This is a genomic window from Nocardia sp. JMUB6875, from assembly GCF_041154655.1.
Taxonomy (GTDB): Bacteria; Actinomycetota; Actinomycetes; order Mycobacteriales; family Mycobacteriaceae; genus Nocardia.
This window is the reverse complement of the sequence record NZ_BAAFGR010000203.1, coordinates 1-12,056: the sequence shown is the minus strand read 5'-3', so window position 1 is coordinate 12,056 and position 12,056 is coordinate 1. Positions and strand designations below refer to the sequence as shown.

Here is a 12,056-nt window from a genome sequence, read left to right as displayed (position 1 = left end):
CCCCCCGACACCGTGGCCGCCTTCGACCACATCCTCCTAACCCTCCACGAACGCATCCCAAACCCTTGACCACCGCTTCAACCGACCGCTACGGCGTCCTGACGAAGGTGTTGTGAAAGCTGGTGAACAACCACTCCCCCGCCGCACGGACCGCGACCCGAGTCTGGATCGAGGACTCCTCGGTGTCCGGACCATCGGGCCGCCGAGGTTTGGCCCCCTTGGTCACCAACACCGCCAAATCGGCTGTCGGAAACCGAATTTCAAGCAAATCCGGTTCCAACATCCGCGTACCCTTCATAAACCCATCGAACCCCGCCTGCATCACCCGCGCCAATTCCGCTCGGCCCGAAATGAATTCGCCGACAACCGACACAAAATACGCATCCCCGGTGAACGTAGCGGCAAATGCCGCCCCACCCCCAGCCGCCCAAGCCTCATGCTGACGCCACAACAGCCGCAAAACCTGCTCACGAGCCAACTCTGAGGGGATAGACCAGGCAGCGGGTTGCCGGGTGGTGGTCATAGCGCTTCTCCGATCGTCCGAGGAACCAAGTGGCTCCCCTCTCGACGGTGCCGCAGGGCGAACAGCCTCTCAATAACCTCGAAGGTCATGGGCAGCAGCGCGGCAAGAAACGGAAACGGCCCGACGTCGCCACCGAGCCGTTTCCCGAGTTGACCTGACGAACCAGCATACGAACCGCGCGTTGCTGGTCGACGGGCCGGATATCGCGGTCCGCGCGGTGAGCGGGCGGGACACGAGAAACCAATCCATCGAGCCCGGTGCGACGAATCAACCGCGCGGAGGGCGACCGATCATCCACAGGATCTTCGACAAATCAACCAGCATGATGGCGACGAATCAACCAGGTTAGGTGCGACGAATCAACCAGATCTTGAGCGACGAATCGACCATGCAAGGCGTGAAACCAGCTATGATCAGGCCTGATAACGACCAACAGTCAGGCGTTGACACTCGACGAAGGAGCGAATGACGATGCCGACCCGACATGGACCAGTCATCCCTCGACGCGCCGAAACGGCAGTCGCCGACGCGCTGACCGACACTCGCGTCGTCCTCGTCAATGGGGCACGGCAATGCGGGAAGAGCACGCTGGTCCGCCTTGTCGCGAAGGGTCGCGAAGCGGAATGGCGCGATCTCGACGTCACCCTGACCAGGCAGGCCGCGCTCGAGGACCCGGACGGATTCGTCGACTCGCCGAATCTGATGGTGATCGACGAGATCCAGCGGGCACCCGAACTGCTGCTGGCCATCAAGGCGCAAGTCGACGCGGACGGCCGCCCAGGCCGATACCTGCTGACAGGCTCCGCGCGCATACTCGGACTGCGGGCCCTGCCGGACACCCTCGTCGGTCGCATGGAGACCATCGAGCTGTGGCCCCTTTCCCAAGGCGAGATCGACAGCGCGCCTGATGCTTTCATCGACGCGGTCTTCACCCACCGGGACAGGTTGCGGCACAACACGACCGTGCCGCGAGCCGAGTATGCCGAGCGAATTGTCCGTGGCGGCTTCCCGGAAGCCATTACGCGAAGCACCGACAAGCGGCGCAAGGCCTTCTTCGATTCCTATGTCGGCGATTTGATCACCCGAGATATCCGCCAACTTTCGGAGATCGAGCGCACCACCGAAATGCGCGCCCTCGTACAACTGGTCGCGGCTCGCTCCGGGCAACTGCTCGCCAACACCTCTCTCAGCAACGACCTCGCGCTCGGAGCCTCTACGGTCAAGCGCTATCTGACGCTGCTCGAGGAGGTCTACCTCATCAAACGCATCCCGGCATGGTCCAGAAATCTGAGCAACCGCGCCACGATGGTCCCGAAGGTCGCCTTCGTCGACTCCGGCATCGCAGCGAATCTCCTCGGAGCCGATGCACGGAACATGTTGCGCCCCAGTGGCCGATTCGGACCGTTGCTGGAGGCGTTCGTCCTGATGGAACTCGCACGCCAGCGCACCTGGTCTGCCGAGGACGTCCAGATGTACCACTACCGCACCAAAGACGGAGTCGAGGTCGACGCCGTCCTCGAGAATCGCCGCGGCGAAGTCGTCGGCGTCGAGGTCAAAGCCGCCTCCACCGTGGGACCGGACGACTTCCGCCATCTCCGTCACCTTGCCGACCGCCTCGGCGACGACTTTCTCGTCGGCATCGTGCTCCACACCGGCCAACAAACACTGCCCTTCGGACCCAAGATGCTCGCTATGCCCGTCAGCGCCCTCTGGGAAGTCACGAGCCCCGACCACTGATCAGATCGGAAGCTCGACAACCAGGTTCATCGTGAACGGCCCAGTGCGGCAAGAAATAAAAAGGGCCCGGCGTTTCCGCCGAGCCTGTTCTTCATGAGTGGAGCTAAGGGGACTCGAACCCCTGACCCCCACACTGCCAGTGTGGTGCGCTACCAGCTGCGCCATAGCCCCGGATGGTTGCCGGTCGGTTTCTCGATCGACCTCGGAGAAGGTACACCATGGGACCCCCTGTGACGCAAATCGGCTGGGCAGGTGGGGTGGGGGCGCGCGTAGACTCGCGGGTGATTCGTTGTCGTCCGGGGTGGGCTGCCGGTGAGGTGGCTGCTCCGCGGGGAAGGTCGCACGCGGGTGAGGCTGATCAATGGCCGGTACGAGTTGCGGGGGCTCGTCGGTAAGGGCGGGATGGCCGAGGTCTGGGATGCCTGGGATCGGCAGTTGCGCAGGCAGGTTGCGGTCAAGGTGCTCGACGCCGGGAGTCTCGCGGTCGGGGAGCAGGGGGAGCAGGTTGCCTGGCAGCGGTTCGAGCGGGAGGCGCGGATCGCGGCGCAGATGAACTGCTCGAATGTGGTGATGCTGCACGATTCGGGGGTGTTCGCCGAGAACGGGTGCCGGTCACCGTTTCTGGTGATGGAGTTCATTCACGGGGAGAATCTGCGGCAGTTCATGCGGGGGCGGGACAATTGGTCGCCGCCGGCCATCGCGCGGATACTCACCGATGCGCTCAGCGGGCTGGTGTACGCGCATTCCAAGCAGGTGGTGCACCGGGATATCAAGCCCGAGAACATCATGATCTGCCGCGACGGCACGGCGAAGCTGGCCGATTTCGGGATCGCCATCGAGATGCGGGAGAACATGCTGCGGCTGACCCGTGCGAATCATGTTGTGGGGACGCAGAATTACTCCGCGCCGGAATACCTCGAGCACGGGCGGTTCACCCATCTCAGTGACGTGTACTCGTTCGCGGTGGTGTGCACCGAGGTGCTGGAGGCGGTGTTCGCGCCCGCGCCGCTGCCGCCCAAGCTGAAATCGGTGCTGGATCAGGCGCTTTCACCCGATCCCGCGCTGCGATTCCAATCCGCGGCGGAGTTCCAGCACTACTTCCGCGACGCCGTGCACGCCGCGACCCGGGCGGTGCGCACCGAGAACCCCGAGAATCCCGAGGTGACGCGGAAGATCCAGGGCCCCCGGCCCGAACCCGCGACCGTGCCGGTGCGTTCGTACACCAGCGTCCTCACCGGCCCGGCCCCGCGCCCGACCGCCGCGCATCCGGGCGTCGACCTGCCCGCGACGGGCCTGTGGGGCATCTTCGTCCACCCGGCCCTGGAGTTCCGCCAGCGCGTCCTCGAGGGCCTCACCCGCGACGATCCCCGCTACATCGGCGGCGTCCTGCTCGGTGCGGCCGCCACCGGAATCGTCCTGGGCTGGCTGGTTTTCGTGCTGCTCGCCTGGGTGATCGTCTCCATCGCCAACCACCTGTGAGGATCTGCGATGACAAACCACCGGGCGGGCCTGGCCTGGCAGCAGTACGTGTACGCGGGATCGCGCGCCTGGCACTGGCTGCGGGTGGCGGCCGGATTCGGCGCCGCCTGCTTCCTGATCACCGTGCTGTGGCTGACCTACACCGTGCTGCGATGAGGTGCCCGCGGTGAGAATCGTCTGCCTGAACTGCCTGGCCGAGTTCAAGTTCGACTCGTCGCGCCGCTCCTGGATCTGGGTGCTGCGCCAGCCCAACGGCGGCTTCGCCACCCGGGTCGCGGACTATTCGCGACGCCTGGACCGGCGCTGCCCCAACGGCTGTGAGATCGACGAGGAGATCCTCGACCACCCGACCACGGTGATCGGCTTCGTCGGCGAATCCGCCTCGTCCAAAACGCATCTCATCGTCTCGATGATCTATTCGGTCATGAACGATCCGGTGCTCGCGCAGGAATGGTCCATCGTGCCGTCGCGGCGGTCCACGAAAATGCTTGCCGCGCTGGAGAACACGCTGATGAACCGGCAGGCCATCGGCTACACCCAGAAGCGCGGGTACGTCGGCGCGCAGCGGCAGGAGAACGGGATCGGACCGATGGGCGCGCCGCAGCCGCCGCGACCGCCCATGCCCCCGCGTCCGCCCGCGACCCAGCAGCAGACGCAGCACGCCTGGACCGGATGGCAGGTGCGCCAACCGATTCTGATCAAATTCACCTCGCTGGCCAGCAGGCGCACGGTGAATCTCGCGTTCGTGGACGTCGCGGGCGAGGATGTGGCCGACGCCGAGATCGCCGCCAAGGTGAGCCCGCATCTGGCCGTGGCCGACTTCCTGTGGTTCGTGGTGCCGTCCACGCTGAACAAGCAGTACCTGGCCATGATGCGCGAGCACGCCGGTCCCGCCAACAAGGAGAGCCTCAACAACAACGTCGAGCACTCCCAGACCGTCGGCCGCACCAAGATGATGATCGATCAGATCGCGAAGCTGTGGCGCACCGCCAACAGCTATCCGCTGGATCTGCCGATCGAACCGCCGCGGCTGCACGCATCGACCATCATCGCGAAATCCGATCTGCTGTCGCTGATCAACCTGCCCGAGGTGGGGATCGTCGCACCCCCGGCGGATTGGGCCGACACCCCGTACAGCCTGAACGGGGCGGGGAACCTGTATCAGCCGGGCCAGATCGACTACCGGTCCGATGCCACGAGATCGCTTGTGCGCAAACTTTTCCCGGCCGTCGATGCGACACTGTCGATACATTTTCCGCACAACCGCTACTTCCCGGTCTCGGCCGTGGGTTGCGGGAAGCGGGCCGATAATACGTATCCGGTGTTCAAGCCGTTCGCCGCGGTCGACCCGGTGATTCACATGCTCAACCGGATCGACCAGCTGCGGGCGGACAGATGACGGATTTCGCGCAGCTGCTGTGCGGCTGGGCCGTGGTGAATCTGGAATCCTCCGGAACGGGCGTGGGCGTGGTCGCGCGGTCCGGAAACTGGCCCGCCGCATTGGGTTACACCACGCGGGAGCTAGGGTCGCTGGTCACCTGGGACGGGACGCCCGCCTCGCCCGATGCGTTCGCGTTGGAGTTCATGCTGGTGCGGGGGCTGGCGGTCGCGGTGTTGAAGACACCCTCGAACGCTCGGCCGGGGACCTGCGTGGCGCATCTGGTCGCCGGGGAGCGAGGGGCGCTGGACGGGGCAATGGCCTTGAGCCTCTATGATTCCGGCAGATTCCGAACTGCTCTCGATGACCCCGGGTTTCCCACAGATCGTTGGGATGCGCTGTCGAAACCGTTGGAAGACAACAGCTTCGCGTTCACCGCTGCCGCCGAGGCCTACCTGGAGCTGGACTGGCTGCCCCCGCTGCTCGGATACAGCCTGGCACGGCTGGCCGGTCGCGGTCCCGCGGTTGAACTGCATGTCGAGCACGGCTCCGATGCGCTGGCAATGCTGCGGGCCGTTTATGGCATGTTGCCACGGAACACACTGCAGGGTTTGACATTCCGGACCTCGGCGGCACCTGGCCCGGAGGTCGCCATCAGCGCCGTGACGCGGGATGGTCCGGGCCCGGCCGCTGGGGAACGACGCATCGTCACGCCCGGCGACCGGGGGAACGAGTCGGATCCTTTCGTCCAACTCGGACAGCAGATCGTCGACTTCCGGCGGGCGGGAATCACGCTGCCCGAAAACCTCACCACGGCAGAGGAAATCGGCCAGTGGTGCTACCGGCGGCGGCTGCGCGCGCTCGCTCCGAACGAGCTCGACGACGACCGGCTCGCCGAGGTGATCGCCGACCCCGAGATCGGTCCCGAGTGGTTCCACGACAAGACGGTGGCCACCCGTGCGATCCGGCTCGCGCTCGAAAGACCCAGCGTGGCAATGTCCCTGGCCCGACTCGACCACCGGCCAGGGGTGCGCAGGACCTTCGAGGAAGTCTTGACCGACCGCGTCATGCACGACGCCCGCGACCCCGGCCACACCCTCGAGGTCGCCCGCCAACTCGGCTTCGACCTCTCGGAGGTGGTGGTCAAGGCCGCCCGCCGGCGACTGGACACCGGCCACGGACTGTCGACAGCCGACGCCGCGGCGGTGTGGCCCCGTCTCCACGACGAATGGGCCACCGGAAATCACAAGCGCCGCCAGATGATCGCCAACTACCTGACCCAGCATCGCACCCTGCGTGATTACGCCGCCGTCTCACGCGATCGAGCCTTGGCGCACAGGGCAATACGCGCGGAAGTCGACGACCCGGCCGTACCCACCGGCTCCAGTCACCTGCTGCGCACCGCCATGCAGACCAACCTCACCGTCGTCGCCCAGGTCGCGGTGGATGTCGCCTGCGACGGCCGCGACCGCTACGCCCTCGAACAAATCCTGTCCTGCGCACCCCCCGACCGCCTGCCCGTGCTCGTCGCCGAATGCGCCCGCTACCCGGCCCTTCCGGCCACCGACCTGATGAGGGCCCTCACCCTCACCCGCTCCGACCCCGACGACCTGGTCGAAGCCCTCCGCCCGGCCTGGCATCACCTCCGCCGCACCCTCGGCCTCCCGGAACAGATCGAGTCCCTGGTGGTGCTCAGCACGGCCCCGGCCCCCGAGAACGGCCAGCGCGGCGGAATCCGCCTGCCCCACCTGGGATTCGGCCGCCGCAACGGCAAGGACCACTCGCTCGCCGACCTCTCCGCCCTGCTCCACTCCCCCGAGGAAGCCATCGCCTTCGACGAGGCCCGCGAAATCCTCGGCAACGCCCTGCATTCCGACCTCGACCAGGTCGTCACCAGCCTGGTCTCCCGCACCAGATCCCCCGACGGCCCCCAGGTCCTGCAGCGCATCCTCGCCACCACACCACCTGACCGCCTCCCGGCCCTGGTTGCCGCCTGCGCCCGCCAATGGGACCTGCCCGCAACAACTCTCATGCACGCCCTGGCGGCCCTGGACCTTCCCCTGGCCGAGCTGACCGAAGCCCTCACCGACGCCTGGCCCTGGCTCCGCACCCGCCTCGACCTCCCCCAGGTGATCGCCCCTCTTCTAACCCTCCTCCCACCCGACGGCTCGCCCCAAGCCTGGCACTCCCTCGCCCGGGAACAGGATTCGCGCCGAAGCTGGCAATTCTGGCGCTGATCTGTTCTCAGGTTGCATCGAGTGGCGGAACTATCAGCCGCTCGCGCGGGCAGATTGCTGCCATGCGGCACGGCGGAGCAGGCGCAGGCCGTTCAGTCCGACGATGACGGTGGAGCCCTCGTGACCGGCGACACCCAACGGCAGCGGCAGGGTGCCGACGAGGTCCCAGACCACCAGGACCGCAATGAAACTCGCGGCGATGGCCAGGTTGGCGATGACCACTCGGCGGGCGCGCCGGGACAGCGCGATGACGGCCGGGATCGCGGTCAAATCATCGCGGACGACGATGGCATCGGCGGCCTGAAGGGTGAGGTCGGATCCGGCTCCGCCCATGGCGATTCCGATATCGGCGGCCGCGAGGGCCGGGGCGTCGTTGATGCCGTCACCCACGACAGCGACCCGATGCCCGGCCGACTGCAGGCCAATCACCGCCTCTACCTTCTGATCCGGCAGCAGCCCGCCCCGCACATCGCGCACACCGACGATCGCGGCCAAGCGGTCGGCGGCGGGTTGGTTGTCGCCGGTGAGCAGCGTCGGCGATGCGCCGGTGATGGCGGTGGTCTGCCCGACGGCCAGCGCCGCCTCCGGGCGAAGCTGATCGGCGATCGCCAACACGCCGATCGGGCGCGCCTCGCACGTCACCACAACCGCTGTGAAACCCTTTTCCTGCAACGCATTCGCAGTGTCACGGGCGATGCCGTCCACTCCGGCACCGAGCATGGCGGCAGGCGATCCGACGGCGATGCGACGGCCACCGATCCGAGCGCTGACGCCCTTACCGGGGTGAGCCGCGAATTCCTCAGCGGCGGGCAGCCGATCAGCCTGCCCGGCAGCGCGGACAATCGCGGCGGCGAGCGGGTGTTCGCTGTTCACTTCGACGGCCGCGGCCAGGCGGAGGACCTCGGAGTCGGTGAAATCCGGGTCCACACTGTGGATTTCGTCAACATGCGGCGTACCCCGCGTCAGCGTGCCGGTCTTGTCGAAGGCGACCCGCGTGGTCGCACCGAGCCGCTCCATGACAACGGCAGACTTGACCAGCACGCCGTGCCGCCCCGCATTGGCGATGGCCGCGAGCAGCGGCGGCATCGTGGCCAGCACCACGGCGCACGGGGAGGCCACGATCATGAAGGTCATGGCGCGCAACAGGGCTCGCTGCAGCGAATCCCCGAAAGCCAGCGGAACCGCGAAGACGGCGAGGGTGATCGCGACCATGCCGATGGAGTACCGCTGCTCCACCTTCTCGATGAACAACTGAGTCCGCGCCTTGGTCTGGCTCGCCTGTTCGACCAGCGCGGCGATGCGCGCCACCACGGAATCCTCCGCCCGGCGATCCACCCGGATGCGCAGCACTCCGGTGCCGTTCAGGGTTCCCGCGAACACCTCGTCCCCGACGGTCTTATCGACGGCCAGCGGCTCGCCGGTAATGGTGGCCTGATCGACCTCGCTGCCACCCTCGACAACGGTGGCGTCGGCGGCGATTCGCTCGCCGGGGCGGACCAGGACCACGTCCCCGACGGCCAGCTCGGCGGCGCGCACGATCTCCTCACCATCGCCGGTGAGCCGGGTCGCGGTCTCCGGCGCGAGGTCGAGCAGGCCGCGCACCGAGTCCTCGGTGCGCGCGGTGGCCAGCGCCTCCAGCGCCCCGGAGGTCGCGAAGATGACGATCAGCAGCGCGCCGTCGGTGATCTGCCCGATTCCGGCCGCGCCGAGGGCCGCCACCACCATGAGCAGGTCGACGTCGAGCGTCTTCTCCCGCAAGGCCCGCAGCCCGGCCAGTCCCGGCTCCCAGCCGCCCGCCGCGTAGCAGGCCAGATACAGCCCCCACCACATCCAATCCGGCGCCCCGGCCAGCTGCGCGACCAGTCCGAGCAGGAACAATCCGAGGGCCAGTGCCGCCCATCGCATCTCGGCCAGCTCGAACCACCGCGTGCGCCGCACCACCGTTTCCGGCTGCGCGGACACCGCTACCGGCGTTGCCAGAACCACGACCTACCTCCCTCACGAACGACGACCGCCGCGACGATACCAGAACACATGAAGACGTCTTCATGTATATAAACTTCCTCGAGGTACCCTGCTGATTCATGGGACATGGCGTCGAGGGCCGCGATCGGCCGACCGCACGGCTGGATGCCGAGGCCGCCGCCCACGTGGCCACCACCCTGCAGGCCCTGGCCACCCCGAGCCGCCTACTGATCCTCAGCGAACTCCGTCAGGGACCGCTGCCCGTCACCGAACTGGCCGACTCCATCGGCATGGAGCAGTCGGCGGTCTCCCATCAGCTGCGTCTATTGCGCAACCTGGGTCTCGTCGTCGGCACCCGCACCGGCCGCAGCATCGTCTACAGCCTCTACGACAACCACGTCTCCCAGCTCCTCGACGAGGCCATCTACCACAGCGAACACCTCCGCCTGGGCCTGTCCGACCGCCCGACCGCCTGACGATCAGTTGGGGACGATGGCGCCCGGGTGGTAGGTGACGCTCGGGTTCCAGAGGAAGAAGCCGTTGTATCCGGCCGCGTAGGTGGCGTCGATCTGAGCTCTCACCTCCGCGTCGCCATAGGCCACGCCGAGGCTGAAATCCTGTAGCCACGGGATGATTTGGGCGTTGGTGCCCGCGGTGCGCGCCCGGAAGTCCTGCAGCGAACGGAAGATGATGTCGTAGGGCTGGGAATTCGGGTTGGCGACATCGTATTCGCCCGCGTGCCAGTGCGAGGGGTAGAGCATCGGCGCGAGGTAGTCGACGTAACGGGCCATCGACGGGATGTCCTGGGCGATCTCGTCGGGTCGGGTGGCGGCGATGCCGAAAACCGCTGCGCCGAGCGAGGATCCGGCGGCGTGGATCGGCTGCTCGATCTCGCGCAGGAAGTTGGCGATCGAATCGGAGGGCGATTCGGCGAGGCCGGGGAACTGCATGCCCGCCAGGCCGCCGTCGGGTCGGCGGATGTAGTCGTACATGACGCCGTCGAAGCCGAGATGCCCGGCCTCGACCGCGAGATCACGGTTGTAGGAACGGATTTCGGGGCTGGCGAAATTGGTGAAAGCGATCGCGCCGTACCCGCTGGAGTACGGCCCGCCGCCCGCGTTCTGGATCACCCAGTCGGGGTGGCCGTTGCGCCAGGCCCAGCCCGCGAGCGTCGGATCACGGAAGGCGACGATGCGGCCGATCACCTTCACACCCATGTCGTGCAACTGCTTGAGCGCGGCGGGCGCGTCGTAAATCGTGGTGGCGGCGCCGGATTCGCGGGCGAGGGGCACCTGCGTGTCGTAGCCGACCATGCCGTCCTCGTCCTTGATATCGAGTTCGACGGTATCGATGCGGCCCTCGCGGGCCATGTCGAGGACCGCGTCGCGCATGGGGTCGTAGGCCCACGCGTAGGCGGTGACGTGCACGGCCCGGATGCGCGGCACGACCACGTCCACCTTCAGCGGGGCGGTGGCCTTGTCGCCCGCGCCGTTGGTCGCCACCACGGTGGTGTCGAGGGGTGCGGGCGGCAGCGCGAGTTCGAAGCTGCCGTCCGCCGCCGGTTGAACCGACCGGTCGGCAACAGCGACCTGTTTGGCACCGATCGCCCTGCCCCGCACCACTACCGGGTCCCGATAGGACCCGGCCGCCGCCAGCGGCGCAAGCTCCAGGCGGGGCGGTTGCGACTCCGCGGTGGCGACCACCGGGCGGCTGCGCCCGAACACGAACACGACCACGGCGAGCACGAGAACCAGTACCGCGCCGACCGCGAGCAGGGCGGACCGCCGGCGGCGGATCGACCGGAGTCGCATGAGCAACCTACACACCAACTTCCACCAGACGCCTTTGCGCATCACTATTACGCCCCGCGCGCGGATGTCGGCCGGGTTTCGCGGAGATCATCTCAAAACCGTTGTCGCCGCGTAGCGTTGCGGCGATGAAGGGCTCGACCATGCTGCGAATGGTCACGGCGGCGTTACTGTGCGCGACCGCCACCGCATGCGGGGGAACCACGGCCACCGCACCACCCGCGGCGACCACCAGCCCGGCCCCGGCCGCCCTCCCACCGGACCCGGCCGCCGTCGCCGCCAACGAGCTCGGGCAGATCCCGATCCTCATGTACCACCGCGTCGAGGCCGAGCCCAGCGGCGAATATGACCAGACGCCAACGAAATTCACGGCCGAGCTGGATCGCCTGTACGCGGAGGGCTACCGCCCGATCACCATCGCCCAGTACCTGTCCGGCGCCATCGACCTCCCGGCCGGTACCCACCCGGTGGTCCTCACCTTCGACGATTCGACCCGCCCTCAGCTGACCCTCACCGACCGCGGCGACCCCACGCCGGACTGTGCGGTCGGTCTGCTCGAGCAATTCCATTCCCGCCACCCGGATTTCGCGGCGACCGCCACCTTCTACGTCAATAACGAGCCCTTCGGCGAGGACCCCCGCGCCCTGCCGTGGCTGGCCCGTCACGGCTACGACATCGGCGTCCACACCGCCACCCACGCCAACCTGGGCAGGCTCCCCGCCGCCGACGTCCAGCGCGAACTCGTCCAGAACGTCCGCGCGATCACCACCGCCGCCCCGGGCACACCCCTCCACTCGATGGCACTCCCCCTCGGCGTCTACCCATCCGACCACGCCCTCGCCACCTCCGGCACCGGGGACGGCACCACCTACGCCTTCGAGGCGGTCCTCCTGGTCGGCCCGGAGTATCCGGAGGCGCGGAGTTCGACC

The 12,056-nt window shown here is 67.5% G+C and carries 10 protein-coding genes and 1 tRNA gene; 7 read left to right on the top strand and 4 right to left on the bottom strand.

Translation table 11 applies throughout. The annotated features are described in order from the left end of the window. Positions 1-88: 88 nt before the first annotated feature. The gene (locus ACAM49_RS34485; RefSeq protein ID WP_369639734.1) at positions 89-523 is read right to left on the bottom strand and encodes an SgcJ/EcaC family oxidoreductase; all 435 of its coding nucleotides are present in this window, start codon (positions 521-523) and stop codon (positions 89-91) included. 465 nt (positions 524-988) lie between these two features. Between ACAM49_RS34485 and ACAM49_RS34480 the strand changes: the two genes are divergently transcribed. Continuing rightward, on the top strand, positions 989-2,260 hold the full coding sequence (locus ACAM49_RS34480; protein ID WP_369639733.1) for an ATP-binding protein: 1,272 nt from the start codon (positions 989-991) through the stop codon (positions 2,258-2,260). Between the two features lie 98 nt (positions 2,261-2,358). Here the strand turns inward: ACAM49_RS34480 and ACAM49_RS34475 are convergent. Next, a tRNA-Ala gene (locus ACAM49_RS34475) sits at positions 2,359-2,431 on the bottom strand. Between the two features lie 177 nt (positions 2,432-2,608). Between ACAM49_RS34475 and ACAM49_RS34470 the strand changes: the two genes are divergently transcribed. The 4 genes from ACAM49_RS34470 to ACAM49_RS34455 are packed head-to-tail and all read left to right on the top strand — an operon-like array spanning position 2,609 to position 7,354. Next, entirely contained in the window at positions 2,609-3,739 is a 1,131-nt protein-coding gene (locus tag ACAM49_RS34470; protein WP_369639732.1) for a serine/threonine-protein kinase, read from the top strand. 9 nt (positions 3,740-3,748) lie between these two features. After that, positions 3,749-3,895 (top strand): hypothetical protein, encoded by a 147-nt coding sequence (locus ACAM49_RS34465; protein WP_157514456.1) that lies wholly within the window; start codon positions 3,749-3,751, stop codon positions 3,893-3,895. Between the two features lie 10 nt (positions 3,896-3,905). Beyond that, positions 3,906-5,138 carry a hypothetical protein gene (locus ACAM49_RS34460; protein WP_369639731.1) on the top strand — a complete coding sequence of 411 codons (1,233 nt, stop codon included), beginning with the start codon at positions 3,906-3,908 and terminating at the stop codon, positions 5,136-5,138. Then, a complete protein-coding gene (locus tag ACAM49_RS34455; protein ID WP_369639730.1) occupies positions 5,135-7,354 on the top strand; it encodes a hypothetical protein in 2,220 nt (739 codons plus the stop codon). The genes ACAM49_RS34460 and ACAM49_RS34455 overlap by 4 nt, the downstream gene beginning before the upstream one ends. Positions 7,355-7,387: 33 nt before the next feature. Here the strand turns inward: ACAM49_RS34455 and ACAM49_RS34450 are convergent, their stop codons facing one another. After that, positions 7,388-9,340 (bottom strand): heavy metal translocating P-type ATPase, encoded by a 1,953-nt coding sequence (locus tag ACAM49_RS34450; protein ID WP_369639729.1) that lies wholly within the window; start codon positions 9,338-9,340, stop codon positions 7,388-7,390. Between the two features lie 98 nt (positions 9,341-9,438). Here ACAM49_RS34450 and ACAM49_RS34445 point away from each other — a divergent pair, with 98 nt between their 5' ends. Then, positions 9,439-9,795: an ArsR/SmtB family transcription factor gene (locus ACAM49_RS34445; protein WP_369639728.1), complete on the top strand. Its 357-nt coding sequence runs from the start codon at positions 9,439-9,441 to the stop codon at positions 9,793-9,795. Positions 9,796-9,798: 3 nt separating this feature from the next. Here ACAM49_RS34445 and ACAM49_RS34440 read toward each other — a convergent pair whose 3' ends face one another. Then, on the bottom strand, positions 9,799-11,130 hold the full coding sequence (locus ACAM49_RS34440) for a putative glycoside hydrolase (RefSeq protein WP_369639727.1): 1,332 nt from the start codon (positions 11,128-11,130) through the stop codon (positions 9,799-9,801). A 125-nt stretch (positions 11,131-11,255) separates the two neighbouring features. On the opposite strand from ACAM49_RS34440, the gene ACAM49_RS34435 reads away from it, so the two are divergent. Next, positions 11,256-12,056: polysaccharide deacetylase family protein (locus tag ACAM49_RS34435; protein ID WP_369639726.1), on the top strand; the 801-nt coding region annotated here is incomplete at its 3' end.

Excerpts from the sequence above, each read along its gene's own strand:
- ACAM49_RS34485 (WP_369639734.1), bottom strand. The coding sequence starts at position 523 with ATGACCACCACCCGGCAACCCGCTGCCTGGTCTATCCCCTCAGAGTTG.
- ACAM49_RS34480 (WP_369639733.1), top strand. The coding sequence starts at position 989 with ATGACGATGCCGACCCGACATGGACCAGTCATCCCTCGACGCGCCGAA.
- ACAM49_RS34465 (WP_157514456.1), top strand. The coding sequence starts at position 3,749 with ATGACAAACCACCGGGCGGGCCTGGCCTGGCAGCAGTACGTGTACGCG.
- ACAM49_RS34455 (WP_369639730.1), top strand. The coding sequence starts at position 5,135 with ATGACGGATTTCGCGCAGCTGCTGTGCGGCTGGGCCGTGGTGAATCTG.
- ACAM49_RS34445 (WP_369639728.1), top strand. The coding sequence starts at position 9,439 with ATGGGACATGGCGTCGAGGGCCGCGATCGGCCGACCGCACGGCTGGAT.
- ACAM49_RS34440 (WP_369639727.1), bottom strand. The coding sequence starts at position 11,130 with ATGCGACTCCGGTCGATCCGCCGCCGGCGGTCCGCCCTGCTCGCGGTC.